The organism is Streptomyces sp. NPDC107562 (assembly GCF_055657325.1).
Genome location: NZ_JBVKBE010000008.1, coordinates 289,119 through 312,908, shown reverse-complemented (window position 1 = coordinate 312,908; position 23,790 = coordinate 289,119). Strand labels below are relative to the sequence as shown.

At 71.9% G+C, this 23,790-nt stretch carries 27 protein-coding genes; 22 read left to right on the top strand and 5 right to left on the bottom strand.

Annotation, left to right across the window (positions count from 1 at the left end; all coding sequences use genetic code 11):
- Positions 1–59 precede the first annotated feature (59 nt).
- From ACZ7LV_RS23540 to ACZ7LV_RS23530, 3 genes are read left to right on the top strand one after another with little or no spacing between them, the layout of a single operon-like run.
- The gene (locus ACZ7LV_RS23540) at positions 60–665 is read left to right on the top strand and encodes an RNA polymerase sigma factor (RefSeq protein ID WP_471941967.1); all 606 of its coding nucleotides are present in this window, start codon (positions 60–62) and stop codon (positions 663–665) included.
- Positions 662–1,561, top strand: coding sequence for a CU044_5270 family protein (locus tag ACZ7LV_RS23535; protein ID WP_471941872.1), 900 nt, complete (start codon positions 662–664; stop codon positions 1,559–1,561). Before ACZ7LV_RS23540 ends, ACZ7LV_RS23535 begins: the two co-directional genes overlap by 4 nt.
- Before the next feature lie 38 nt (positions 1,562–1,599).
- The gene (locus ACZ7LV_RS23530) at positions 1,600–2,004 is read left to right on the top strand and encodes an SRPBCC domain-containing protein (protein ID WP_471941870.1); all 405 of its coding nucleotides are present in this window, start codon (positions 1,600–1,602) and stop codon (positions 2,002–2,004) included.
- 20 nt (positions 2,005–2,024) lie between these two features.
- Here ACZ7LV_RS23530 and ACZ7LV_RS23525 read toward each other — a convergent pair whose 3' ends face one another.
- A complete protein-coding gene (locus tag ACZ7LV_RS23525; protein ID WP_471941868.1) occupies positions 2,025–2,999 on the bottom strand; it encodes an isopenicillin N synthase family dioxygenase in 975 nt (324 codons plus the stop codon).
- Positions 2,992–3,453: a nucleoside deaminase gene (locus ACZ7LV_RS23520; RefSeq protein ID WP_471941866.1), complete on the bottom strand. Its 462-nt coding sequence runs from the start codon at positions 3,451–3,453 to the stop codon at positions 2,992–2,994. The genes ACZ7LV_RS23525 and ACZ7LV_RS23520 overlap by 8 nt, the downstream gene beginning before the upstream one ends.
- A 310-nt stretch (positions 3,454–3,763) precedes the next feature.
- On the opposite strand from ACZ7LV_RS23520, the gene ACZ7LV_RS23515 reads away from it, so the two are divergent.
- Positions 3,764–4,321, top strand: coding sequence for a hypothetical protein (locus tag ACZ7LV_RS23515; RefSeq protein ID WP_471941864.1), 558 nt, complete (start codon positions 3,764–3,766; stop codon positions 4,319–4,321).
- 3 nt (positions 4,322–4,324) lie between these two features.
- Here ACZ7LV_RS23515 and ACZ7LV_RS23510 read toward each other — a convergent pair whose 3' ends face one another.
- Positions 4,325–4,633, bottom strand: coding sequence for a PLD nuclease N-terminal domain-containing protein (locus tag ACZ7LV_RS23510; protein ID WP_471941862.1), 309 nt, complete (start codon positions 4,631–4,633; stop codon positions 4,325–4,327).
- 89 nt (positions 4,634–4,722) lie between these two features.
- Between ACZ7LV_RS23510 and ACZ7LV_RS23505 the strand changes: the two genes are divergently transcribed.
- The 11 genes from ACZ7LV_RS23505 to ACZ7LV_RS23455 all read left to right on the top strand — a co-directional run bounded on the left by ACZ7LV_RS23505 (position 4,723) and on the right by ACZ7LV_RS23455 (position 13,612).
- Entirely contained in the window at positions 4,723–6,174 is a 1,452-nt protein-coding gene (locus ACZ7LV_RS23505; protein WP_471941861.1) for a menaquinone biosynthesis decarboxylase, read from the top strand.
- Positions 6,171–7,073 carry a menaquinone biosynthesis prenyltransferase MqnP gene (gene mqnP / locus ACZ7LV_RS23500; protein WP_471941859.1) on the top strand — a complete coding sequence of 301 codons (903 nt, stop codon included), beginning with the start codon at positions 6,171–6,173 and terminating at the stop codon, positions 7,071–7,073. Before ACZ7LV_RS23505 ends, mqnP begins: the two co-directional genes overlap by 4 nt.
- Positions 7,074–7,179: 106 nt before the next feature.
- Positions 7,180–7,854 carry a UbiX family flavin prenyltransferase gene (locus ACZ7LV_RS23495; RefSeq protein WP_471941857.1) on the top strand — a complete coding sequence of 225 codons (675 nt, stop codon included), beginning with the start codon at positions 7,180–7,182 and terminating at the stop codon, positions 7,852–7,854.
- A gap of 64 nt (positions 7,855–7,918) precedes the next feature.
- Positions 7,919–8,374 (top strand): Lrp/AsnC family transcriptional regulator, encoded by a 456-nt coding sequence (locus tag ACZ7LV_RS23490; RefSeq protein ID WP_351610121.1) that lies wholly within the window; start codon positions 7,919–7,921, stop codon positions 8,372–8,374.
- Between the two features lie 81 nt (positions 8,375–8,455).
- Positions 8,456–9,619 carry an aminofutalosine synthase MqnE gene (mqnE, locus tag ACZ7LV_RS23485; RefSeq protein WP_471941855.1) on the top strand — a complete coding sequence of 388 codons (1,164 nt, stop codon included), beginning with the start codon at positions 8,456–8,458 and terminating at the stop codon, positions 9,617–9,619.
- A 54-nt stretch (positions 9,620–9,673) separates the two neighbouring features.
- Complete coding sequence (locus ACZ7LV_RS23480) at positions 9,674–10,330, top strand: UdgX family uracil-DNA binding protein (RefSeq protein WP_471941854.1); 657 nt, start codon at positions 9,674–9,676, stop codon at positions 10,328–10,330.
- A gap of 78 nt (positions 10,331–10,408) precedes the next feature.
- The gene (locus tag ACZ7LV_RS23475) at positions 10,409–10,933 is read left to right on the top strand and encodes a GNAT family N-acetyltransferase (protein WP_401679436.1); all 525 of its coding nucleotides are present in this window, start codon (positions 10,409–10,411) and stop codon (positions 10,931–10,933) included.
- Between the two features lie 115 nt (positions 10,934–11,048).
- The gene (locus ACZ7LV_RS23470) at positions 11,049–11,348 is read left to right on the top strand and encodes a DUF4229 domain-containing protein (protein ID WP_471941853.1); all 300 of its coding nucleotides are present in this window, start codon (positions 11,049–11,051) and stop codon (positions 11,346–11,348) included.
- A 118-nt stretch (positions 11,349–11,466) separates the two neighbouring features.
- A complete protein-coding gene (locus tag ACZ7LV_RS23465) occupies positions 11,467–11,556 on the top strand; it encodes a putative leader peptide (RefSeq protein ID WP_401680223.1) in 90 nt (29 codons plus the stop codon).
- A 51-nt stretch (positions 11,557–11,607) separates the two neighbouring features.
- A complete protein-coding gene (locus ACZ7LV_RS23460) occupies positions 11,608–12,909 on the top strand; it encodes a dicarboxylate/amino acid:cation symporter (protein WP_471941851.1) in 1,302 nt (433 codons plus the stop codon).
- A gap of 58 nt (positions 12,910–12,967) precedes the next feature.
- Positions 12,968–13,612, top strand: a complete 645-nt coding sequence (locus tag ACZ7LV_RS23455; RefSeq protein ID WP_471941850.1) for a TetR/AcrR family transcriptional regulator — start codon at positions 12,968–12,970, stop codon at positions 13,610–13,612.
- Here the strand turns inward: ACZ7LV_RS23455 and ACZ7LV_RS23450 are convergent.
- The gene (locus tag ACZ7LV_RS23450; RefSeq protein WP_471941848.1) at positions 13,595–14,458 is read right to left on the bottom strand and encodes a MaoC family dehydratase; all 864 of its coding nucleotides are present in this window, start codon (positions 14,456–14,458) and stop codon (positions 13,595–13,597) included. The two genes, ACZ7LV_RS23455 and ACZ7LV_RS23450, sit on opposite strands and share 18 nt — an antisense overlap.
- 266 nt (positions 14,459–14,724) lie before the next feature.
- On the opposite strand from ACZ7LV_RS23450, the gene ACZ7LV_RS23445 reads away from it, so the two are divergent.
- Both ACZ7LV_RS23445 and erm read left to right on the top strand, forming a co-directional pair.
- Positions 14,725–16,674, top strand: a complete 1,950-nt coding sequence (locus tag ACZ7LV_RS23445) for an AMP-dependent synthetase/ligase (RefSeq protein WP_471941847.1) — start codon at positions 14,725–14,727, stop codon at positions 16,672–16,674.
- Positions 16,675–16,973: 299 nt separating this feature from the next.
- Positions 16,974–17,750: a 23S ribosomal RNA methyltransferase Erm gene (gene erm, locus ACZ7LV_RS23440; protein ID WP_471941845.1), complete on the top strand. Its 777-nt coding sequence runs from the start codon at positions 16,974–16,976 to the stop codon at positions 17,748–17,750.
- A 143-nt stretch (positions 17,751–17,893) separates the two neighbouring features.
- On the opposite strand, the gene ACZ7LV_RS23435 is transcribed toward erm, so the two are convergent.
- Entirely contained in the window at positions 17,894–18,097 is a 204-nt protein-coding gene (locus ACZ7LV_RS23435; protein WP_189701348.1) for a cold-shock protein, read from the bottom strand.
- A gap of 295 nt (positions 18,098–18,392) precedes the next feature.
- On the opposite strand from ACZ7LV_RS23435, the gene ACZ7LV_RS23430 reads away from it, so the two are divergent.
- The 5 genes from ACZ7LV_RS23430 (at position 18,393) to ACZ7LV_RS23410 (ending at position 23,789) form a co-directional block, all read left to right on the top strand.
- Positions 18,393–19,241 carry a menaquinone biosynthetic enzyme MqnA/MqnD family protein gene (locus tag ACZ7LV_RS23430; protein WP_471941844.1) on the top strand — a complete coding sequence of 283 codons (849 nt, stop codon included), beginning with the start codon at positions 18,393–18,395 and terminating at the stop codon, positions 19,239–19,241.
- A gap of 66 nt (positions 19,242–19,307) precedes the next feature.
- Positions 19,308–21,098 carry a serine/threonine-protein kinase gene (locus ACZ7LV_RS23425; RefSeq protein WP_471941966.1) on the top strand — a complete coding sequence of 597 codons (1,791 nt, stop codon included), beginning with the start codon at positions 19,308–19,310 and terminating at the stop codon, positions 21,096–21,098.
- Between the two features lie 46 nt (positions 21,099–21,144).
- On the top strand, positions 21,145–21,876 hold the full coding sequence (locus ACZ7LV_RS23420) for a prepilin peptidase (RefSeq protein ID WP_471941842.1): 732 nt from the start codon (positions 21,145–21,147) through the stop codon (positions 21,874–21,876).
- 109 nt (positions 21,877–21,985) lie between these two features.
- Positions 21,986–23,185: a cyclic dehypoxanthinyl futalosine synthase gene (gene mqnC, locus ACZ7LV_RS23415; protein WP_471941840.1), complete on the top strand. Its 1,200-nt coding sequence runs from the start codon at positions 21,986–21,988 to the stop codon at positions 23,183–23,185.
- Position 23,186: 1 nt separating this feature from the next.
- A complete protein-coding gene (locus tag ACZ7LV_RS23410) occupies positions 23,187–23,789 on the top strand; it encodes a hypothetical protein (RefSeq protein ID WP_471941838.1) in 603 nt (200 codons plus the stop codon).
- Position 23,790: the final 1 nt, after the last annotated feature.

Sequence of the window (23,790 nt, the reverse complement as noted above, 5' to 3'; positions counted from 1 at the left end):
CGGTTCCCGTGACCCGCGTCACGGGAACCGGCCTTCGTCGTACGGACAGGCAAGTGGACGTGGAAGCACAACTGCGCCGACGCGTACGCGCCGGGGACCACCAGGCATTCGGTGAGCTCTTCGACGCCTACGCGCGCTCCGTCTACAACCACGCCTACCGGCTCACCGGCGACTGGGCGAGCGCCGAGGACATCGTCTCGCTGACCTTCCTGGACGCCTGGCGGCTGCGCGAGAAGGTCGACGACGAGGGCGGCTCCCTGCGGCCCTGGCTGCTCGGCATCGCCACCAACGTCGCCCGCAACACCCGCCGCGCCGCGCGACGACACGCGGCCGCCGTCGCCCGGCTCCCCCGCGAGGAGGCGGAGCGTGACTTCGCCGACGAGGTCGCCGGGCGGATCGACGACGCCGCCCAGCTGGCCCTCGTACGCACCGCCCTGGCCCGGTTGCGGCGGGCCGAGCGGGAGGTGCTGGCGCTGTGCGTGTGGTCGGGTCTCGACTACCAGGCCGCCGCCGAGGCGCTCGGGGTGCCGGTGGGGACCGTGCGGTCGCGGCTCTCACGTGCCAGGACAAAACTCGCGAAACACATGGAACCGCCGAGCATGCGCGGACAGATGAGAGGTGACCGCAGCATCGCGGTCAAGCCCGTAGGGGAGGGAAACCTGTGAACGAGTTCTCCGAGAGAGACCTTCCGCCGGGCCGTCACCGACTCCTCAAGGAGCATCTGATGACCGAGATCCGGCAGTCCTGCGACCCCAGGCCCGCCCGCAGGCCCTGGCTGCGTCCCACGCTGGTGGCCGGAGCCGCCGCGGCGGTCACCGCGGTCGCGCTCACCTTCGCCGTGCCGGCCGGGTCCTCCGGGACGCCCGCCGCCTCGAAGGAGGCGGTGGCCCTGCTGGAGGACATCGCGCTGGCGGCCGAGAAGTCCGAGGTGCCCGGCGGCATCCGGGACGACCAGTTCGTCTACGTCAAGAGCCGGGACGCCTACGCCGGTCATGTCGACGGACGCCGAGTGCCGCCCGGCCCCGTCCACGACCGGGAGATCTGGCTGTCGGTCGACGGCACGCGCGCGGGGCTCCTGGAGGAGGACCGGCCGGGCCACGAGCGCCTGCCGCTGGACCCCGAGGGCTCCGGCCAGGAGCGGGCCACCAACTACCGTGCGCTGTCGAAGCTGCCGACCGACGCGGACGCGATGCGGGACTGGCTGTACCGCACCGCCGGCGCGCAGGTCGACGAGGAGCGCCCCGACCGGGACCACGCCGCCTTCGTGCTCTTCGGCGACCTGATCCGGGAGTCGCTCATGCCGCCGGAGGTCGGCGCGGCGCTGTACCGGGCGGCCGCGACGATCCCCGGCGTCGAGGTGGTCCACGGAGCGAAGGACTCCCTGGGGCGCACGGGCGTCGCGATCACCCGGTCCGGTGACGGTGAGCGCGAGGAGCTGATCTTCGACGAGAAGACCCTCACCTTCCTCGGTGAGCGCGTGGTCGGCGCCGACGGCCTGGTGGACGGCACCAGCGCGGTCGTCGAGCGCACGGTCGTCGACGAGGCCGGGGAGCGGCCGTAACACGTGCGTGCCCCGGCGTGACGGGTCAGGCTGGTGTCATGACCGGTTCCATCGAGCAGGGCATCAGCCAGACCCACGGGAACACGCACATCCTGCACTTCCTGGTGCGGCTCCCCCGGTCCATGGAGCAGGTCTGGCCCGCGCTGGCCACGGCCGACGGGCTCGCGGCCTGGTTCACCCAGGCCGACGTGCTCGAACCGCACCTCGGCGGCGCGGTCACCCTGCGTGACCTCGGTTCGGGAGAGGTCACCGCCTGGGACGTCGACCGGGTCGCCGAGTACACGGTGGAGGGCGGCGGCCGCGTCCGGTTCCATCTGGAGCGGGACGGTGAGGGCAGCGCCCTGCGGTTCACCCATGAGTTCGAGGGGGAGCAGCAGTCGGAGGGCGGCTGGCGGAATCGCTTCGAACGTCTGATTGAGGTGCTGGCGGCGGGGCTCCCGTAGCGGGAGCCCCGTGGCACGGCTCACTCCACCGTGATCGAGTCCAGCTTCTCCCGCAGATACACATGTGAGTCCACCGGCTCGTACGCCACCCGCCCCACCGGCGCCGGGACCGACTCCACCCGGGTCCCCGGCGTGCACTCGCCGAAGTAGACCAGCGACATCAGCTCCTCGGCGGGGGCGTCCGCGGGCGGCGGCAGGACGCGGTGGCGGCCGGAGCGCCAGCGGTCCCCGGTCCAACGCGCCATCAGGTCACCGATGTTGACGGTGAATGCCGCCGGGTCCCACGGGGCGTCCGCCCAGCCGCCCTCGTCCGTGTACACCTGGAGCCCGCCCTTTCCGGCCTGCCGGTCGAGGAGGGTGACCGTCCCGAAGTCGGTGTGCGGGCCGATCCGGAACTGGCCGGGCTCGGGCGCGCCGAGCACGTCCCTGCCCGGGTACCAGTTGATGTTGAAGCCGTACGTGGGACGGCCCATGTGCCGCGTGAAGAAGTCGGCTTCGAGGCCGAGAGCCCGGCCGAGCAGGGAGAGCAACTCGTTCTCCAGCACGGCCATCCGCGCCAGGTACTCCTCGCAGAGCGGCCTCAGTGCGGGCACCTCCGCCGGGAAGACGTTCGGCGCGTACCACTGCGCGTCGACCACCGGGTCGTCGAACGGCTCGTGCGTCGCGAAGGTCAGCGACTCCTTCAGGTCCGGCGGGGTCTCGGTGCCCTCCGCGTGGCCGTTGGCCTCCGCGCCGGGCCCGAGCCAGCCGCGCCCGCCGACCTTCGCGGCGTACCGCTGCTTCACGGGCGCGGGGAGGGTGAAGAACGCCCGGGCGGTCGCGCGGAGGCGGGCGCGCAGTCCCGGGTCCACGCCGTGCCCGGTGACCAGGAGGAAACCGGCGCTCTGCAGGGCCTCGTCGACGGTACGGGCGATGCGGGCGCGGGTGTCGTCGTCACCGGACAGCCAGGGCCGCAGATCGATCGTCGGGATGCGGGGGGTGGGGGAGTCACTCACCGATGTCCTCGTTCCACAGAGCCGGGTGCGTGGCGATGAAGGCGCGCATCATCGCCACGCACCCGGGGTCGTCCAGGAGCACGATCTGCACGCCGTGCTCCGCCAGCCACTCGTGCCCGCCGCGGAAGGTGACCGCCTCGCCGATCACCACCCGGGAGATGCCGAACTGCCGGACGAGCCCTGAGCAGTACCAGCACGGCGAGAGGGTCGTCACCATCGTCGTACCGCGGTACGACCGCTGCCGTCCCGCGTCCCGGAAGGCCGCCGTCTCCGCGTGCGCCGAGGGATCGCCGTCCTGCACGCGCCGGTTGTGGCCCCGGCCGAGGAGGGTGCCGTCGGGGCCGTACAGCGCGGCGCCGATCGGGATGCCGCCCCCCGCGAGTCCCGCGCGGGCCTCGGCGACGGCGGTGGCGAGCCACGCGCGTGCCCGTGCCTGATCCGGTGCCAGATCCATGGGTCCACTCTCCCGGCGCGACGACACCCGGGCAACGCCCCACCGCCCCGATCCGTCACGGCCCCACGTGCGGGGGAGGCGCCGGCCGAGGACGACGGGATCGACGGGTGGGAGGCGCTGGGCGTCTTCGCAGGGGTGCCGCAGGTCGCCGGGCGGTTGCGGCGATGGCGGACGCGGGGCTCGGCCGTTTGCCGCTGGGGCAGCCGGCGCCGCCGGGGGTTCCCTCCTCGCGCAGGGTCCCCCGCCGGGGACCGAACGTACGCGGCCCCTTCGGCGTCACAGTGAGGACGGGTGACGGACGGAGGCGGAGATGAAGAGGGACGGGTGGGCCGTCGCGGCCGGCGTGCTGGTGTTCGGGGTTTTCGGGGTGCTCCCGGGATGCGCCGTCGAGGGCCGGACCGTGACGGACGAGCAACCGGGCGGCCCCACGCGGGCGTCCGAGTGCGCCGGACGGGTGCCAGGGCGCGACCTGCAGGAGACGCTCGCGTCCGTCAGCAGCCGGGCCCAGCGGCACACGGACGTCTTCACCGGGCTCTCCGTCGACGAGGGCGCCCGGACCGTGGACGTCTACCGCGTACCCTCCGCGGCCTTCGACGCCGACGTCTGCGGTGCTACCGGAAAGGGAGTGACCCTGCGCCTGTACGACACCGACGTCGACCGCCGTGATCTGGACGCCCTCGCGGCACGGGTCTCGGCCGACATGAACCGCTGGGACGGCACTTTCGAGCTGCGTGAGGTCGGGGTGGACGAGCGGGGATGGGTGCACGTCGGCGTCGACGACCCGGACGCCGCCAGGGACGTCCTCGTGGCGGAGTTCGGCGGGGAGCACCTCAGGGTCGTGGAGGCCGGGGAGGCCTCCGCCGACTGAGCGTCAGGCCTCGTCGCCGTCCCTCTTGCGGCCCTTCTCGTCCTCGTCCTCGTCCTCCGAGAGCGACTTCAGGAACTCGGGGTTGTCGTCGGGCGCGACCCACCGCGCGCCGCGTCCGGGCCGTGTCTCCGGGCGCCGGCGCTTGCCCGCGATCAGCCAGGAGATCGAGCCGACGAGCGGGAAGAGGAGCACCAGGATCGCCCACAGCGGCTTCGGGATGTGCCGGATGTCCTTCTCGTCGGTGCTGATGCAGTCGATGAACGCGTACACGCTCAACGCCAGGGGCACGACGAACATCAGGATCCGGAGCATCGGCGGTCACCTCGTGGAACGGCGGTCGGGGGCCGCTCGCACGGCCCCCGTGACGGGGCCAGGGTAGCCCCTCGGGGATACTTGTCCGCATGGCTTACGACGATCTTCGCTCCCTGCTCAGGGCACTGGAGCGCGAGGGGGACCTGAAGCGCATCAAGGTGGAGGTCGACCCGTATCTGGAGGTCGGGGAGATCGTCGACCGGGTGCAGAAGGCGGGCGGCCCCGCACTGCTCTTCGAGAAGGTGAAGGGCTCGTCCATGCCCCTCGCCATGAACGTGTTCGGAACCGACCGGCGGCTGCTGAAGGCGCTGGGGCTGAAGTCGTACGGGGAGATCTCCGAGAAGATCGGCGGGCTGCTGCGGCCCGAACTGCCGCACGGGTTCGTCGGGGTGCGCGAGGCCTTCGGCAAGCTCGGCACGATGACCCACGTCCCGCCGAAGAAGGTCAAGGACGGCCCTGTCCACGAGGTCGTCCTGCACGGCGACGACGTCGACCTGGAGCAGCTTCCGGCCCTGTTCACCTGGCCCAAGGACGGCGGCTCCTTCTTCAACCTGGGCCTGACCCACACCAAGGACCCCGAGACGGGCGTCCGCAACCTCGGCCTGTACCGCCTCCAGCGCCACGACCGGCGCACCATCGGCATGCACTGGCAGATCCACAAGGACAGCCGCAACCACTACCAGGTCGCCGCCCGCCGGGGCGAGCGGCTGCCTGTCGCGATCGCCTTCGGCTGCCCGCCCGCCGTGACGTACGCCTCCACCGCGCCGCTCCCCGGCGACATCGACGAGTACCTGTTCGCCGGGTTCCTCGCGGGCAAGCGGATCGAGATGGTCGACTGCAAGACCGTGCCGCTGCAGGTGCCGGCGCAGGCGGAGGTCGTCGTCGAGGGCTGGCTGGAGCCCGGCGAGATGCTCCCCGAGGGCCCGTTCGGCGACCACACCGGCTTCTACACGCCGCAGGAGCCGTTCCCCGCGCTGAAGATCGACTGCGTCACGATGCGGAAGCGGCCGCTGCTCCAGTCGATCGTCGTGGGCCGGCCGCCGACCGAGGACGGACCGCTCGGCCGTGCGACGGAGCGTTTCTTCCTCCCGCTGCTGAAGATCATCGTGCCGGACATCGTGGACTACCACCTGCCCGAGGCGGGCGGCTTCCACAACTGCGCGATCGTCTCGATCGACAAGAAGTACCCCAAGCACGCGCAGAAGGTCATGCACGCGGTCTGGGGCGCGCACATGATGTCCCTGACCAAGCTGATCGTGGTCGTCGACTCCGACTGCGACGTCCACGACCTGCACGAGGTCGCCTGGCGGGCCCTCGGCAACACCGACTACGCCCGCGACCTCAGCGTCGTCGAGGGCCCCGTCGACCATCTCGACCACGCGTCGTACCAGCAGTTCTGGGGCGGCAAGGCGGGCATCGACGCGACGAAGAAGTGGCCCGAGGAGGGGTACACGCGCGACGGAGGGTGGCCCGACATGGTGGAGTCCGATCCGGAGACGGCGGCCAAGGTGGACCGCCGCTGGAGGGAGTACGGCCTGTGAGTTCCGCATCCGCCGCGCTGCCGCAGCCGGGCCGCACCAAGGCCTTCCTGCGGCTGGTGATGATCGAGCACTCGGTCTTCGCGCTGCCCTTCGCCTACATCGCCGCCCTCACCGCGATGTTCGACCTGGACCGCAACATCCACTGGGGCCGGCTCCTGCTGGTCACCGTCTGCATGGTCGGCCTGCGCACCTTCGCCATGGCCGTCAACCGGATCATCGACCGCGAGATCGACGCCCGGAACCCGCGCACCGCCCAGCGCGAACTGGTCACCGGCGCGATGTCGGTACGGCACGCCTGGACCGGCGCCCTGATCGCGCTGGTCGTCTTCCTCGGCGCGGCGGCCCTGCTCAACCCGCTCTGCCTGGCCCTCGCCCCGGTCGCCGTCATCCCGATGGTGATCTACCCCTACGGCAAACGGTTCACGAACTTCCCCCAGGCCATCCTCGGCCTCGCCCAGGCCATGGGCCCGATCGGCGGCTGGCTCGCGATCACCGGCGAGTGGTCCTGGGACGCCGTGATCCTCGGCCTCGCCGTCGGCATCTGGATCGGCGGCTTCGACCTGATCTACGCCTGCCAGGACGTCGAGACCGACCGGGAGATCGGCGTCATGTCGGTGCCGGCCCGCTTCGGCATCCCGGCGGCGATCTGGGCGGCCCGCGCGTGCCACGCCCTGACCACCGCCCTGTTCGTCTGGTACGCCCTGGCCACCGGCGCCGGCGCGTTCTTCTGGCTGGGCCTGCTGGCCGTCGCGGGCGCGTTCGTCTACGAGCACACGATCGTCCGCCCGCACGACCTGTCCCGCCTCGACCGCGCGTTCTTCAGCGTCAACGGCTTCATCGGCATCGCCCTGTTCGCGTGCGCCCTCCTCGACCTCCTGGTCCGGGGCCTGACCGTGTGAGGACGGTCGCCGGGCAGGCCGACACTGCCCGGCGGCCGGCTCCCCGTCGATCCCCAGGCGGACGACCCGTCCTGAGGTCCGCTGCGCGCACCGGTACGCTCAAGATGTGAACGCAGGGGAATCGCAGCGCGCGCCTTGGATCGTGGGGGTGTCCGGAGCTTCCGGAACGCCGTATGCGGCTGCTGTGCTGCGTGCGTTGCTCGCTGCCGGGGAGAGCGTCGACCTGGTCGTCAGCCGGGCCTCGCGGCTCACCCTGCTGGACGAGACGGGGCTCTCCTTCCGGGACGCGCACTGGCGGAGCGACCTGCGGGAATGGCTGGCCAGGGGGGCCGACGGAAAGCCGGACACCTTCGCCGTGGACCTCGACGGCGTACGGCACTGGAGCGCGGGGGACCTGGCCGCCGGGCCGTCCTCGGGCTCGTACCCGGCGAAGGGGATGCTCATCGTGCCGGCGTCCACCGCCTGCGTGGCCGGTGTCGCCCTCGGGCTCTCCAAGGACCTGCTGCAACGGGCCGCGAGCGTCACCCTGAAGGAGGGCCGCCCGCTGGTCGTGGCCGTGCGGGAGGCACCGCTCGGCGGACAGACGCTGCGCCACCTCGTCGCCCTGGACGACGCGGGGGCGGCCGTCGTACCCGCCTCGCCGGCCTTCTACGCGGGCGCCACCCACATCCAGGACCTCGTCGACTTCGTCGCCGGCCGGGTCCTCGACGCGGCCGGCGTGCCGCACACGCTCTACCGCCGCTGGGCGGGCGAACTCGGGGGCGGTTCGCGCACCACCTGAGCCGCACCCCGACCCCTCACCCCTTTCCAACTCGTCAGACTCTTCAGTGGAAGGCTTCGATCGCATGGACGCCGTGGACAGGCAGCTCATCCAGGCCCTGAGAGAGAACGGCCGGGCCTCCTACGCGGAGCTGGGGCGCCTCGTCGGGCTGTCGGGGCCCAGCGTCACCGACCGCATCAACCGGCTGGAGGCGGCCGGCGTCATCACCGGCTACCGGGCCACCGTGAACGCCGCCTCGCTGGGCCTCGGCGTCATCGCCCTGATCGGCATCTCGCTCTCCGACGCCGCCGACCACGAGGACGTGGCGCAGCGGCTGCGGGACCTGCCGGAGATCGAGGACTGCTGGTTCATCGCCGGTGACGACTCGTTCATGCTCAAGGTGCGCGCGACCGACGTGGACGGACTGGAGAAGATCATCCGCCGGCTCTCCGGCACCAAGGGCGTGTCCCGGACCCGCACCACCATCGTGCTGTCCACGAAGTGGGAGAACCGGGTGGGTGAGCTGCCCGAGGAGGTGTAGACGCGCAGCGTCGAACGGGGTCACCGCCGCCCGAGGGGCGGGGAGTACGGTGTGCGGAGTCTGTCGGAGAGAGGTGTGCGCATGGATGTCGGGCTCAAGCGCGAGCTGGAGCAGAAGGTCCGCTCCGGTGAGCGGCTGACTCGTGAGGACGGCATCGCGCTGTACGAGTCGGACGACCTGGCCTGGCTCGGCGGTCTCGCCCACGAGGTGCGCACGCGCAAGAACGGCGACGTCGTGCACTTCAACGTCAACCGCCACCTCAACATGACCAACGTCTGTACGGCCTCCTGCGCGTACTGCTCCTTCCAGCGCAAGCCGGGGGAGAAGGACGCGTACACGATGCGCATCGAGGAGGCCGTGGGGCTCGCCAAGGCGATGGAGGCGGACAACCTCACCGAGCTGCACATCGTCAACGGCCTGCACCCCAACCTGCCGTGGCGCTACTACCCGCGCTCCCTGCGCGAGCTGAAGGCCGCCCTCCCGGACGTCTCGCTGAAGGCCTTCACCGCCACCGAGATCCACCACTTCGAGACGATCTCCGGCCTCTCGGCGTCGGAGATCCTCGACGAGCTGATCGACGCCGGTCTGGAGTCCCTCACCGGCGGTGGCGCCGAGATCTTCGACTGGGAGGTCCGGCAGCACATCGTGGACCACCGCACCCACTGGGAGGACTGGTCGCGCATCCACCGGCTGGCGCACGAGAAGGGGCTCAAGACCCCCTCGACCATGCTCTACGGGCACATCGAGGAGCCCCGCCACCGGGTCGACCACGTGCTGCGGCTGCGTGAACTGCAGGACGAGACCGGCGGTTTCCAGGTCTTCATCCCGCTGCGCTACCAGCACGACTTCGTCGACATGAAGGACGGCAAGGTCCGCAACCGCCTTCAGGCCCGTACGGCCATGGCGACCCCGCTGGAGGCCCTGAAGACCTTCGCCGTCTCCCGGCTGCTCTTCGACAACGTCCAGCACGTCAAGGTCTTCTGGGTGATGCACGGCCTGCAGACCGCCCAGCTCGCCCTCCAGCACGGCGCGGACGACATGGACGGCTCGGTCGTCGAGTACAAGATCACCCACGACGCCGACAACTACGGCACGCCTCACAAGCTCACCCGCGACGACCTGCTGGACCTCATCCGCGACGCCGGCTTCCGTCCCGTGGAGCGCAACACGCGGTACGAGGTCATCCGCGAGTTCGAGGGCCCGGACCCGGCGCGCCGCGAGGCCCCGCAGCCGATGCGGCTCTGATTGCGCCCTCGGGCGCCCGTTTCGCGCGGACCCGGCCCGGGGTACCCGGCGACCGTGACTTCCCGTACGGCGGCACCCGAGGACCGGTACAGCGCCGAGCCCTTCGTCCCGGCGGAGGCCGCGAGCCTCGACGCCCTGCGCGAGGCCGCCGCCGGCTGCCGGGGCTGCCCGCTGCACCGCGACGCCACCCGGACCGTCTTCGGCGCGGGAAACGCCCAGGGACGTGTGATGCTCGTCGGCGAACAGCCCGGCGACCAGGAGGACCGGCAGGGCAGGCCGTTCGTGGGCCCCGCCGGGAAGCTCCTCGACCGGGCGCTCGCGGAGGCCGGGATCGACCCCGGTGAGACGTACGTCACCAACGCGGTCAAGCACTTCAAGTTCACGCGGGCGGAGCCCCGTAAGCGGCGCATCCACAAGGCGCCCACCCTGCGGGAGGCGGCCGCGTGCGGCCCCTGGCTCGCCGCCGAGCTCGCCCTCGTCGAACCCGAGCTGATCGTCGTGCTGGGCGCGACCGCGGGCAAGGCGCTGCTGGGCTCGTCGTTCCGGGTGACGCAGGTGCGCGGGACCGTGCTGGAGGAGGAGATCCACGGGCGCCGCGAGCGGCTGGTGCCCACCGTGCACCCGTCGTCGGTGCTGCGCGCCGACGACCGGGAGGCGGCGTACCAGGGGCTGGTCTCGGATCTCGGCGTGGCGGCACGGATACTGGCGTGAGGGCACGGGCGCGGCCGGTCGCCGGCACGTCTCGGAAGCCTCTCGCCAGACCGCGTCCGTAATAGGTACGATCCCCGCATGCCCCTTACGTTCACGCTCGATCCCGCCGTCGACCGCTCCCTGCGCGACGGCCTGCTCGACCTCTGGACGGACGTCACCAACGCCGGTGGAGCCGTCGGATTCGTCCCGCCCGTGACGCGCGAGGCGGTGCGCCCCGAACTGGTGAAGCAGTTCGTGGCGCTGGCCGAGGGCCGCAGCCGGCTGCTCGCCGGATTCGACGAGGACGGCCGCATCGCCGCGACCGCCTTCCTCACCTTCAACACCCATCGGCTGATGGGGCACTGGCTGTGGCTGTACACGGTGATGGTGCACCCGCGTCACCAGGGCAAGGGGTACGGCCGTGATCTGCTGGCGGCCGCGGCGGACGCCGCCCGCGGGTTCGAGGGCATCGAGGCGATACGCCTCACCTGCCGCAGCGGCATGGGCCTCGAGCGCTTCTACGGGTCCTGCGGCTACAAGGAGGTCGGCCGCATCCCGGACGCGATCCGTGTCGCCCCCGGCGACGACCGCGACGACGTCATCATGCTGCTGCCGCTGCACTGAGCGCCCGCAAGCGCCCGCGGCACGCACCCCCTTGCAAGATCGGCTCGCGGGCGTGCTTCACTGGACGGTGCCCTTTGGGTAGTTCTGGCCCTTCGACACGGAAGAGTGGATTGAGATGCTCCGCTACACGCTGATGCGCCTCGGAATCTTCGTGGGCTGCCTCGTGGTCGTCTGGGGCCTCGTCTACTCCGGTGTCGCCCCCCGCGGGCTCGGCGCCTCCAACGGCATCTGGGTGGTGCTGCTCGCGCTCGTCGTCTCGGCGCCGATCAGCTTCGTCGTGCTGCGCAAGGAGCGGGACCGGGCGTCCGTGCGGATCGTGCAGAAGGTGGACCGCGTCAAGGCCAACTTCGAGGCCAGCCGCAGCCAGGAGGACACCGCGGACGACGCGGCGCGCGCGCAGGGCCAGACCTCCTGAGACTGCTTTGTCGGGATTCGTAAGGTAATGCCCGCTGTGTACCTCTCAAAGTAAGGCTTTGGGGATCTCAAAGCTCTGGTGTTAAGGTCGGCGCATGAAGTCATCAGCCGCGCCCGTCATGCCTGAGCGCATGCCCGTGTGCCCGCTGCTGGTGGCGCGTCTGCACGTGGACCTCTGCTGGTGCGCGTCCGCGATCTGTCGCCTCTGACGTTCCGCGACCCCCGTCCCCACGTCAGCCCTCGCGCACCCTCACCGGAGCATGTCCGTGTCCACGCACACGCAGTCCTTCAAGCTGCCCAAGGTCCCCTTCTGGGCCCAGATACTTCTCGGCCTCCTCCTCGGCGTCCTGCTCGGCTGGACGGCCAGGAGCCAGGACGTCTCCTGGCTCGTCACCGCGCTGGAAAAGGTCGGCGACACCTTCATAGGCCTGCTCAAGCTCGCCGTCGCCCCGCTCGTGTTCTTCGCCATCCTGGTCTCGATCACCAACCTGCGGAAGGTCAACAACGCGGCACGCCTCGCGTCCCGCACCCTCCTCTGGTTCATGATCACCTCGCTGATCGCGGTGGCCATCGGTCTCGCCATCGGCCTGGTCACCAACCCCGGCGCCGGTACCGGCCTCACCCCCAAGGACGGGGAACTGCCCGAGAAGACCGGCTCCTGGATCGACTTCCTCACGGGCATCGTCCCGACCGACGTGATCACGCCGTTCACCGAACTGAACGTGCTCCAGATCGTGTTCATGGCCGCCGTCGCCGGTGTCGCCGCCCTCCAGCTCGGTGAGAAGGCCCAGCCGATCCTCACCCTGAGCGAGTCCGTCCTCGAACTGCTCCAGAAGGCCCTGTGGTGGGTCATCCGGCTCGCCCCGCTGGGCACCGTCGGCCTCATCGGCACGGCCATCGCCACCTACGGCTGGGACCTGCTCGGCAAGTACGCGACCTTCACCGCCGACATCTACGTCGGCTGCGCGCTCGTGCTGTTCGTGGTCTACCCGGTGCTGCTCGCCACCGTCGCCAAGGCCAATCCGCTCCAGTTCTTCAAGGGCGCCTGGCCCGCCATCCAGCTGGCCTTCGTGTCCCGGTCGTCCGTGGGCACCATGCCGCTGACGCAGAAGGTCACCGAGCGCCTCGGCGTCCCGAAGGAGTACGCCTCCTTCGCCGTGCCGTTCGGCGCGACCACCAAGATGGACGGCTGCGCCGCGATCTACCCGGCCATCGCCGCGATCTTCGTCGCGCAGATCTTCGACATCCAGCTCGGGGTCGGCGACTACCTGCTGATCGCCTTCGTGTCGGTGGTCGGCTCGGCCGCGACGGCCGGTCTGACCGGCGCCACGGTCATGCTGACCCTCACCCTGTCCACCCTCGGTCTGCCGATGGAGGGCGTCGGCCTGCTGCTCGCCATCGACCCGATCCTGGACATGATGCGCACGGCCACGAACGTGGCCGGGCAGGCGCTGGTGCCGGTCGTCGTGGCGGCCCGTGAGGGGCTGCTCGACCGGGAGGCGTACGACAGCGCGGGCGGCTCGCCGGTGGAGGAGCGGGAGCGGGTGGCCGTCGCCGCCTGAACCGGCGCGTGACCGGTACCGGCCCGACACCTGCCGCGCGGACCGTACGCTGAACCGCATGGGTGCCGTGAAGACCAAGCGGATGCCGCGTGCGGTCCGTGAGCAGCAGATGCTGGACGCCGCCGTCCGCATCTTCGGGCAACGGGGGTACATCGCGGCGTCGATGGACGACATCGCCGAACTGGCGGGTGTGTCCAAGCCGTTGGTGTACCTCTACCTCAACTCCAAGGACGACCTCTTCACGGCCTGCATCCGCCGCGAGGCCCGGGCGCTCTTCGACGCCGTCCGGGCCGGCGTCCGGCGCGAGGTGCCGGCCGACCGCCGGCTCTGGGACGGGCTGCTGGCGTTCTTCACCCACACCGCCCAGCACCCCGACGGCTGGTCCGTGCTGCACGTCCAGGCCCGTAGCCACGGTGAGGTGTTCGCCGCCGAGGTCAGGGCGGTGCGCGCGGACATCGTCGCCTTCGTCACGCAGCTGATCGCCGAGGCCGCCCGCGACGCGCACCGGGATCCCGGGCTGCCGGAGCCCGAGGTAGCCGGGCTCGCCGAGGCCCTGGTCGGCGCCGCCGAGTCGCTCGCCGACTGGGCCAACCGCAGCCCGCATGTGACGGCCCGGCAGGCGACGGCGACGCTGATGAACTTCGCCTGGTCGGGGCTCGGTGAACTCCTCGCGGGCCGCCGCTGGTCACCCCCGTCGGACTGAGGGCCTGTCCGTGGTGTGCGGCCGGACGGTCCCGGTGAGGTGGATCCGGCCGCCGTCGCCGCGCAGCGCGAACCGCCCGTCGTCCGCGGCGTACTCCACCGTCCCCGGCAGCGGCACCGGTGCCCGGAACTCCGCCCGCACCCGCACCGCGTCGGGCGTGCCGTGCGCGGCCAGGCAGCGGGCCACCGTCCACATGCCGTGCGCGATGGGGCGCGGGAAGCCGAACGGGCGGGCGGTGAGCGGGTGCAGGTGGATGGGGTTGCGGTCGCCGGAGACGGCGGCGTAGCGCCGTCCGACGTCGGCGGCGAGCCGCCACGCGGTCCCCGCGGACGACGGCTCGCCTCCCCGGGAGGCGGACGGCGTCCGGTCGCCGCGCGCCTGCGCGCCGACCGTGCGACGGCGCGCCAGATAGGTGCTCCGGGACTCCCACACCACCTCGCCCTGCGTGCGGGCCTCGGTCACCACCGTCGCCTGCGTCCCGCGGCGGTGCGGGGCCAGTCCCTCGACGTGCACGACGAGTTCGTAGGTGCCGTCGGCCCGCAGGGCCGTGCGGCGGGTGAGGTCGATCGAGGTGTGCACCAGGCCGAGCAGCGGGAGCGGGAAGCCCCGGCCGCTCATCAGCCGCATGGCCGTCGGGAAGGCCAGGACGTGCGGATAGGTGAGGGGGAGGGTGTCCTCGCCGGTCGGGAGGCCGCACACCCGCGCGTAGGCGGCGAGCCGGTCCAGGTCGACGCGGACACCGGACCGGAGCAGCCGGTTCCGGGGGAAGTCGGCGTCCGGGCGGGGGCGTTTGAAGGGGGAGCGGAGGGCGCCGGTGACGAGCGGAAGGTGGTCGGACAGGGACACAGCCGTTTCCTCACTCTCACCGTCCTGCTTTACTCCTCAGTAAGGTTACCGGAGGTAAGCACAACTGCCGCAAGGCCTCCGGTACTCCACATCCCCGGCCCGGGAACCTCTTCGAACCCGCACAACCTCCCCACGTGGGAGCCGTACCATCTGCCACCTGAACCCCGGGGACGCCCCCAGCACGCCCCATCGGTGAACGCCTCCGTACGCGCCGTGCGTACCTCATGCAGCGAAGCCGTACCACGCTGCAGGCCCCAGGAGCTGCCATGCCCATCTCGTACTCTTCCTCGCCCGTACCGCAGCAGACGTCGGCGTCGTCGCTCGCATACGACCCGGACGGCGGGCCGGTCCTCGTCGAGCCCGAGATACGCCGACTGGACGGCGAGGTGCGCGAGGTGGCCGTGCCGTCGCTGGTACCGCCGGTGTCGCACGGCTCGCTGGCCGACCTGCCGTTCGAGAACGCGGCCGTGGCGCCGGACCGCCCCGTCCTCAGCCGCCGCGGCGACGACGGGAGCTGGACGGACGTCACGGCGGCGGAGTTCGCCGCGCAGGTACGGGCGGTGGCGAAGGGCATGATCGCCGAGGGCCTGGTGCCGGGCGACCGCATCGCGATCATGGCGCAGACGTCGTACGAGTGGACGCTCCTCGACTTCGCGGCCTGGGCCGCCGGGCTGGTGAGCGTCCCCGTCTATCCGACCTCGTCCGTCTTCCAGACCCGCTGGATCCTCCAGGACTCCGGGGCGGTCACGCTGGTGACCGAGACGGCGGCCCAGGCCGCCGCCCTCGGGCCCGAACTCCCGCACCTGCCCGACCTGCGGCACCTGTGGGTCATCGAGAAGGGCCACGTGGACCGGCTCGCGGAGCTGGGCGAGCCGGTGCCGGACACCGAGGTCGACGTACGCCGCGGGATGCTCGGCCCGGACACCCTGGCGACCCTCGCCTACACCTCGGGCACCACGGGCCGCCCCAAGGGCTGCGCGCTGACCCACAGCAACTTCCTGGCGGAGGTCGACAACGCGATCGAGCTCCTCTACCCGGTCTTCAAGGCACGCACCAGCGAGGAGGCGTCCACCCTCCTCTTCCTGCCGCTCTCCCATGTGTTCGGCCGCATGGTGGCCGTGGCCTGCGTACGCGCCCGGGTCCGGCTGGGGCACGCGGGCAGCCTGAAGGCGGAGGACCTGCTGGCCGACCTCGCGGCCTTCCGGCCGACCTTCCTGCTGGCCATCCCGTACATGCTGGAGAAGGTCTACAACAGCGCCCGCGCCGCGGCCGAACGCGGCGGCCGGGCACCGGCGTTCGACCGCGCCGCGAAGGTCGCCCGCCGCTACGGCGAGGCCGCGGTGGCCCGGGCCGGCGGCACCGGGTCCGGCCCCGGCGCCTCCCTGAAGGCCTCCCGCGCCTTCTACGACCCGCTGGTCTACCGCCGGATCCGCAACGCGCTGGGCGGCAGGATCCGTTACGTCGTCTGCGGCGGCTCCCCGCTCGGCCGCGACCTCGCCGCCTTCTACGCGGGCGCGGGCATCGACGTGTACGAGGGCTACGGGCTGTCCGAGACGACCGGAGCGGCGACCGTGACACCGCCGCTCAAACCCCGGCTCGGCACGGTCGGCTGGCCGCTGCCCGGCACCCGGGTGCGGATCGCGGCGGACGGCGAGATCCTGCTGGCCGGCGGCCAGGTCTTCCGTGGTTACTGGGACCCGCACGCCGGCGGAGTGGTCCCGGCGGCGCCGGACGGCTGGTTCCCGACGGGCGACATCGGCCGGCTGGACGACGGCGGCTACCTCACCATCACCGGCCGCAAGAAGGAGATCCTGATCACCGCGGGCGGCAAGAACATGGCACCGGCGCCGCTGGAGAACTGGCTCCGCTCGCACCCCCTGATCTCGCACTGCCTCGTCCTCGGTGACCGCCGCCCGTACATCACCGCCCTGATCACCCTCGACGTCGACGGCATCACCCACTGGCGGCAGATGAACGGCAAGCACCCGGTGCCGCCGGAACTCCTCGTCGACGACGCGGAGCTGCGGGCGGTCCTGCAGCGCGCGGTCGACGAGGCCAACAGACTCGTCTCCCGTCCCGAGTCCATCCGCCGCTTCACCGTCCTGCCGACCGACTTCACGGAGACGGCCGGCCATCTGACCCCCTCGATGAAGCTCCGCCGGGAGGCGATCCTGCGGGACTTCGCCGGCGAGGTGGAGGCCCTCTACGGCGAGTGACGCGTCCCGGGAAATTCGTTTGCGGCCGGGCGGGTGGGGGCTTGTAGCGTGGCCCGCATGTGTGGCTTCGGCATCGGGACAGGTATCGCAGTGACCGACCGCGGGCGCGACTAGCGCCTGTTGCGACAGCGGCGGCTGCCGCGCGCAACGGGCCTGGCCGACGGACTTTCGGCCGGGTGACGCGCCTTCGCGCCCGCTCTCCCGGGATCACTCCTCGAAAGGAACCGCCGCCTCAGCGAGTCAGCGCCGGGCGGTCACTTCGTGCTGCCCGGCCTCATCCCGAAGCCGCGGAGATCCTGTTGCGCACCCCGTATCCCGGCCGCCACGAGCTGGGCCAGAACTTTCTGATCGACCCCACCACCATCGCCACCCTGGTCCGGCTGGTCGCCGGCACCGAGGGACCGATCGTCGAGATCGGCACGGGCGACGGCGCCCTCACCCTGCCCCTGCAACGCCTGGGCCGCCCCCTGACCGGCGTGGAGATCGACGGCCGGCGCGCCGCGCGGCTGGCCCGCCGGGTGCAGCCGCCGACCTCGGTCGTGCACGCCGACTTCCTGCGGTTCCGGCTGCCTCCCGCGCCCTACGTCCTGGTCGGCAACCTGCCCTTCCACCAGACCACCGGCATGCTCCGCCACATCCTGCACGCCACCGGCTGGACCGAGGCGGTCCTGCTGGTGCAGTGGGAGGTGGCACGCCGCAGGGCCGGGGTGGGCGGCGCGACGATGATGACGGCCCAGTGGTGGCCCTGGTGCACGTTCGGCCTGGCCGGCCGGGTCCCGGCGACGGCGTTCCGGCCCCGGCCCGGTGTCGACGGGGGCCTGCTGACCATGTCGCGCAGGCAGCGGCCGCTGCTCCCGCCGGCCGACCTGAATGCCTACCAGGCGCTCGTGCGGCGTGTCTTCACGGCCCCCGGCCGCGGTCTGCCGGAGATCGTCGCCGCGTCGCTGCCCCGGGCGGCCCGCCCCGAGGCCCACCGCTGGCTACGTCGGCAGGGCTTCCCGTCCCACGCCCTGCCCAAGCACCTCACCGCGGAACAGTGGGCACACCTGCACCACCTGTCGTCACGCCGGGCGTGAGGGGCAGCGCCGCCGGATTCCGCACGGAATTCCCGGAGAATTCATAGGCGCGCAAGGAATGAGAGGTGCGCGCAAAGGCAGGAGCCCCGTCGCCGGATGGCGCGGGGCTCCTTGGGTATTGCACTCGATCCTGGATCAGAGGATCAGACCGGGGTGACGTTCTCCGCCTGCGGGCCCTTCGGGCCCTGGGTCACGTCGAAGGTCACGTGCTGGTTCTCCTCAAGGGACCGGAAGCCGGTCGCGTTGATCGCGGAGTAGTGGACGAAGACGTCGGGGCCGCCGCCTTCCTGGGCGATGAAACCAAAGCCCTTTTCGGCGTTGAACCACTTCACGGTTCCGGTAGCCATAAGCCCTCCTTGGGCCCAAAGGGTTGCCCTGCTCCAGAACCAGCAAGTGTGAAGATTGAGTTCTGCACAACTGCATATGTCCGAGAACGTCGAGAGCCCGCGGTCACATGCTCCGCAGGCTCTGTACTGCAAGGGAAACCAAACTGCAACTTGCGGCGAGCCTAGCACGCGGGCAGCCGAAAGCAATAGGGGTCAAGATCACGTCACCCGGATGTTTGAACGTCGTGTCGACGTTGACGTCAAGAGGGGGACCCCAGAAGGCTGCACCCTACCCCACTGGGTCTAGCCTCTCGATGTGGACATTTCTCGCACGCGGCCGCGCGTCGGTCACATCCAGTTCCTGAACTGTCTGCCCCTCTACTGGGGGCTCGCCAGAACGGGAACGCTGCTGGACTTCGAGCTGACGAAGGACACCCCGGAGAAGCTCAGCGAGCAGCTGGTACAGGGCGACCTCGACATCGGGCCGATCACCCTCGTCGAGTTCCTGAAGAACGCCGACGACCTCGTCGCGTTCCCGGACATCGCCGTCGGCTGCGACGGACCGGTGATGTCCTGCGTGATCGTCTCCCAGGTCCCGCTGGACCAGCTGGACGGTCGCCGGGTCGCTCTCGGCTCCACCTCGCGCACCTCCGTACGCCTCGCCCAGCTGCTGCTGGCGGACCGTTTCGGCGTACAACCCGACTACTACACGTGCCCGCCCGACCTCAGCCTGATGATGCAGGAGGCCGATGCGGCCGTCCTCATCGGCGACGCGGCCCTGCGGGCCAACCTGCTCGACGGGCCGAAGTACGGGCTGGAGGTGCACGACCTGGGCGCGCTGTGGAAGGAGTGGACGGGGCTGCCTTTCGTCTTCGCCGTCTGGGCGGCCCGCCGCGACTACCTGGAGCGCGAGCCCCTGATCACCCGCACGGTGCACGAGGCCTTCCTCGCCTCCCGCAACCTCTCCCTGGAGGAGGTCACCAAGGTCGCCGAGCAGGCGGCCCGCTGGGAGGCCTTCGACGAGCGGGTCCTGGAGCAGTACTTCACCACCCTCGACTTCAGCCTCGGCGGCTCCCAGCTGGCCGCGGTGGCGGAGTTCGCCCGCCGGGTCGGCCCGACGACCGGCTTCCCGGCGGACGTGAAGGTGGAGCTGCTGCAGCCGTAGTACGGACGCGCCCGGTACGCCGATACCCTGCGGGCAGTGGAGGCGTACGGGGGAGAGGGGGCGGCCATGCAGCCGCTCGGCGTCGACGAGCCCACGGTCATCGGGCCCTACCGGCTGCTCGGCCGGCTCGGTTCCGGTGGCATGGGCCGGGTGTATCTGGGCCGCAGCGCGGGCGGCCGTACCGTCGCGGTGAAGATCGTCCACCCGCATCTCGCGCTCGACGAGGAGTTCCGCGCCCGCTTCCGCCGCGAGGTGGAGGCCGCGCGGCGGGTGGGCGGCGCCTGGACCGCGCCGGTGCTGGACGCGGACCCGCAGGCCCCGGTCCCGTGGGTGGCCACCGCCTACGCCGCCGGCCCGTCGCTCGCCGCGGCGGTCGCGGACCGGGGTCCGCTGCCCGCGCGTTCGGTACGGGCACTGGGGGCGGGCCTCGCCGAGGCGCTGGTCGCGGTGCACGAACTGGGCCTGGTGCACAGGGACGTCAAGCCGTCCAACGTGCTGCTCACCCTGGACGGCCCCCTGCTGATCGACTTCGGGATCGCGCGCGCCCTGGACGGCACCGCCTCGCTCACCTCGACCGGGGTGTCGATCGGCTCGCCCGGATACATGTCGCCGGAGCAGATCCTCGGCAAGGGGGTCAGCGGGGCGGCGGACGTCTTCTCGCTGGGCGCGGTGCTGGCGTACGCGGCGACCGGTGAGCCGCCCTTCCCCGGGGACTCCTCGGCCGCGCTCCTCTACAAGGTCGTGCACGAGGAGCCGCGACTCGACGCCCTGGAGGGCGAGTTGCGCGAGGTCGTCGAGGGGTGCCTCGCGAAGGAGCCCGGCGCCCGGCCGGCCCCGGCGGAGGTGGCCCGGCGGCTCGCACCGGAGGGGGCGGCGCGGCTGGTGGCGGCGGGCTGGCTGCCGGGGGCGCTGGTGGAGCAGGTGAGCCGGGGGGCCGTACGGCTGCTGAACCTGGAGGCGGCGGGGGGCGACGCGGCGGCGGTGGGGTTCGGCGGGCCGGTGACGGGCGCAGGACCACAGCCGGGAGCGGACGGGAGTTCGGCGGGTGCGCCCGGGGCCGTGGCCGGCGCCGGGCCGGGTGCGGCGCGTGTCCCGGATTCCGTGGTCGGCCCGGGGCCCGGGGACCTCGGGGGCACGGGTGGTGCCGCCGCCGGCGGTCCGGCCCAGGGCGTGGGGTCCGCCGTGGGGGCGTTCGGGCCGCCGCCCGTGATGCCGGGGGCGGTGCCCGAGCCGCGCGCGGCGGAACCGCAGGACAGGGTGCCGGATGCGGGCAAGCCGCCCGGCAAGGTGTCGGTGAGCGTCGCCGCGACGGCCGTACCGGAGGCCGGCGGGCGGGGCCGGCGGGTGAGCTGCACGGTGGTGCTCGCCGTCGCCTGCGCGGCGGTGACGGTCGGCTCGGTCCTCGTCTTCGACCTGCTGCCCGGCGGCCGTCCCGACAGCGCGGACAGCGCCGGCACCGACGCCGCCTCTCCCGCCCCGACCGCCGGAGCAAGCGGCGGCCCGTCCGACGTCCCGGCCCGCTACCTCGGTACGTGGGAGGGCTCGGGAACCGCCCTCGACGGCAACCTGCCCGCGGGCACCTTCCGGGTCACCGTGCAGCGCGCCGAGGTGGGCGAGGAACTGGGCCGGCTGCGGCAGACCGATCAACTGGGCGGCGTCTGCGTCGACGTGCTGACGCTGCAGCAGGTGACCGAGAAGCACCTCGTCGCCCGGTCGGTCGGAGCGAAGGACAACCACGGCGGATGCAACCAGGAGCCCGCGACGGTCCGTCTCGTGCCGGTGGGTGACGACCTGAAGTACGAGTCGGACAGCGCGGGTTCGGGCAGCCCGGAAGCCCGGATGTCGAAGCTGCGCTAGGTCTCCGACGGGTCGGCCGGACAGGAGGCGAGGAGGGTGAACAGGCTTGGGTGAAGGGCTGGTGATCGCCGCCGCCCTGGTCTGGGGCGTGGTCGCGGGCGCGCTGCTGCCGCGGGCCGCGTACCGCTTCTCCGTGCCGCCCGGCGAGGCGTGGCGGGACCGGTGTCCGGAAGGGCACCCGGTCCGGGGGTGGGCCGGGCAGGCGCGGTGCGGGATGTGCGCGGGCGACGGCCGGGGGTACGACTCCGGCGCGCCGTTCCTCGTCGCCGTCACCGCCCTCCTGTGCGCCGCCCTCGCAGCCGTCACCGGTCCCCGGCCCGAACTCGGCGTCTGGCTGCTGATCACGCCCGTCGGTGCGCTGCTCGCGGTCGTCGACCTGCGGGTTCACCGGCTGCCCGACCCGCTCACGCTGCCCCTCGCGGTCGGCACCCCGGCCCTGCTGGGAGTCGCTTCGCTGGTGCCCGGACACGCCGGGGACCCGGGCACCGCCCTGCTGGGGGCCCTCGCCCTCGGCGGCTTCTACCTCCTGCTCTTCCTGATCAACCCCGCCGGCATGGGCTTCGGCGACGTGAAACTGGCGCTCGGGGCGGGGGCGGTGCTCGGCTGGTACGGGTGGGGGGCGGTGCTGCTCGGGACCTTCGCCGCCTTCGTGTGCGGGGCGGTGTACGGGGGTGCCCTGGTCGTCCTGCGGAAAGCGGGGCGGAAGACCGCCGTTCCGTTCGGGCCGTTCCTGCTCGCGGGGGCCTGCGCCGGGGTGCTGCTCGGGGCGGCGGGCTGAGGGGCGGCGGGTGCGGAGCGGTGGGCGGGACGGGCTGAGGGCGGGGTGGGAAAACGGCTGGCGTAGGCTGGTTCAGTCCGTCCACGACCCTTGACGAAAGGGACATCCGGTGACCGAGCAGGCCGACCTCCAGTCCGTCCTCGACCGTGCCGCCGAGGGTGGGCGGATCACCCCCGAGGAGGCGCTCGACCTCTACCGGGATGCCCCGCTCCACGCGTTGGGCGCCGCCGCCGACGCCGTACGCCGCCGTCGGTACGCGGGCACCGAGCACATCGCGACGTACATCATCGAGCGGAACATCAACTACACGAACGTGTGCGTCACGGCGTGCAAGTTCTGCGCCTTCTACGCCCCGCCGAAGGACAAGGCGAAGGGCTGGACCCGGGACCTCGACGACATCCTGCGCCGGTGCGCGGAGACCGTCGAACTCGGCGGCACGCAGGTGATGTTCCAGGGCGGTCACCACCCCGACTACGGCGTCGAGTACTACGAGGAGCACTTCGCGGCGATCAAGAAGGAGTACCCGCAGCTCGTCATCCACAGCCTGGGGGCGAGCGAGGTCGAGCACATGGCGCGGATCTCCAAGGTGACGGTCGAGGAGGCCATCCAGCGGATCCACGCCGCCGGGCTGGACTCCTTCGCCGGCGCCGGCGCCGAGCTGCTGCCCGAGCGGCCGCGCAAGGCCATCGCCCCGCTCAAGGAGAGCGGCGAGCGGTGGCTGGAGATCATGGAGACGGCGCACGGGATGGGCGTCGAGTCCACGTCCACCATGCTCATGGGGACCGGCGAGACCAACGCCGAGCGGATCGAGCACATCCGGATGATCCGTGACGTACAGGACCGCACGGGCGGCTTCCGCGCCTTCATCCCGTATCTGTACCAGCCGCAGAACAACCACTTGAAGGGCCGCACCCAGGCCACCATCTTCGAGTACCTGCGGATGATCGCGATCTCCCGCCTCTTCCTCGACAACGTCGCCCACATCCAGGGTTCCTGGCTCACCACCGGCAAGGACGCCGGGCAGATGACCCTGCACTACGGTGCGGACGACCTCGGCTCGGTGATGCTGGAGGAGAACGTCGTCTCGGCGGCCGGTGCCAAGCACCGCTCCAACCTGCTGGAGATGATCGAGATGATCCGCACCGCGGACCGGGTGCCCGCGCAGCGGAACACCACCTACGAGCACCTCGTCGTGCACGACGACCCGGCGAACGACCCGGTCGACCAGCGCGTCATGTCCCACATCTCGTCCACCGCGATCGAGGGCGGCACGGCTCACCCCGAGCTGAAGCTGCTCGCCTCCAACTGACTTGCTGACCATCCACGCGGACTCCAGGGGACGCGCCCTCGCCGTGCGCGGCGAGTGGGTGCTCGCCGCCGGTGCCCTGGAGGAGCTGAACCGCGCGCATCCGCTCGCCCGCGTGCGGCGCTGGCCCGGCATCCTCACCTCGGGACTGGTCAACATGCACGGGCCCGAACTCCTGGAGCAGGCCTACCACCCGGACCCGCGCGAGGCCGGCGAACTCGGCACCGAGCCCGTGACCGGGGACGCCCTGGCCGCGCTCGGCATGGACGAGGCGCGCTGGGGCGCGAGCGCGCGACGCGGGGTGCAGCGGATGCTGGCGCGCGGGACCGTCGTGGTGGCCGGGACGTTCACCAACCGGGCCGTCGTCGCGGCCGTCCGGCGCTCCGGGATCGGCGTGACGGGGCGGCTCGGGGTGCCGGACGGCGTGCCCTCGCTCGACCCCTTCGGCTCCGGGCTGCGCGTGGACTCCCCGCCCCCGCGCGAGAGCGGTTCCGCCGCGCGCTTCGCCGTGTTCGACGTGCGGGACGAGGCGGAGCTGGCCGAGCGCGGTGGCGGCAGCTGTGTGGCGACCGTGGTGGCGGGACGGATCGTCTTCCGGCGGAAGTAGG

Excerpts from the sequence above, each read along its gene's own strand:
- ACZ7LV_RS23425 (WP_471941966.1), top strand. The coding sequence starts at position 19,308 with ATGCAGCCGCTCGGCGTCGACGAGCCCACGGTCATCGGGCCCTACCGG.
- ACZ7LV_RS23465 (WP_401680223.1), top strand. The coding sequence starts at position 11,467 with ATGCCTGAGCGCATGCCCGTGTGCCCGCTGCTGGTGGCGCGTCTGCAC.
- ACZ7LV_RS23520 (WP_471941866.1), bottom strand. The coding sequence starts at position 3,453 with ATGGATCTGGCACCGGATCAGGCACGGGCACGCGCGTGGCTCGCCACC.
- ACZ7LV_RS23475 (WP_401679436.1), top strand. The coding sequence starts at position 10,409 with ATGCCCCTTACGTTCACGCTCGATCCCGCCGTCGACCGCTCCCTGCGC.
- ACZ7LV_RS23455 (WP_471941850.1), top strand. The coding sequence starts at position 12,968 with ATGGGTGCCGTGAAGACCAAGCGGATGCCGCGTGCGGTCCGTGAGCAG.
- ACZ7LV_RS23505 (WP_471941861.1), top strand. The coding sequence starts at position 4,723 with ATGGCTTACGACGATCTTCGCTCCCTGCTCAGGGCACTGGAGCGCGAG.
- ACZ7LV_RS23530 (WP_471941870.1), top strand. The coding sequence starts at position 1,600 with ATGACCGGTTCCATCGAGCAGGGCATCAGCCAGACCCACGGGAACACG.
- ACZ7LV_RS23445 (WP_471941847.1), top strand. The coding sequence starts at position 14,725 with ATGCCCATCTCGTACTCTTCCTCGCCCGTACCGCAGCAGACGTCGGCG.
- ACZ7LV_RS23435 (WP_189701348.1), bottom strand. The coding sequence starts at position 18,097 with ATGGCTACCGGAACCGTGAAGTGGTTCAACGCCGAAAAGGGCTTTGGT.
- ACZ7LV_RS23490 (WP_351610121.1), top strand. The coding sequence starts at position 7,919 with ATGGACGCCGTGGACAGGCAGCTCATCCAGGCCCTGAGAGAGAACGGC.
- ACZ7LV_RS23515 (WP_471941864.1), top strand. The coding sequence starts at position 3,764 with ATGAAGAGGGACGGGTGGGCCGTCGCGGCCGGCGTGCTGGTGTTCGGG.
- ACZ7LV_RS23470 (WP_471941853.1), top strand. The coding sequence starts at position 11,049 with ATGCTCCGCTACACGCTGATGCGCCTCGGAATCTTCGTGGGCTGCCTC.
- ACZ7LV_RS23510 (WP_471941862.1), bottom strand. The coding sequence starts at position 4,633 with ATGCTCCGGATCCTGATGTTCGTCGTGCCCCTGGCGTTGAGCGTGTAC.
- mqnE (WP_471941855.1), top strand. The coding sequence starts at position 8,456 with ATGGATGTCGGGCTCAAGCGCGAGCTGGAGCAGAAGGTCCGCTCCGGT.
- ACZ7LV_RS23460 (WP_471941851.1), top strand. The coding sequence starts at position 11,608 with ATGTCCGTGTCCACGCACACGCAGTCCTTCAAGCTGCCCAAGGTCCCC.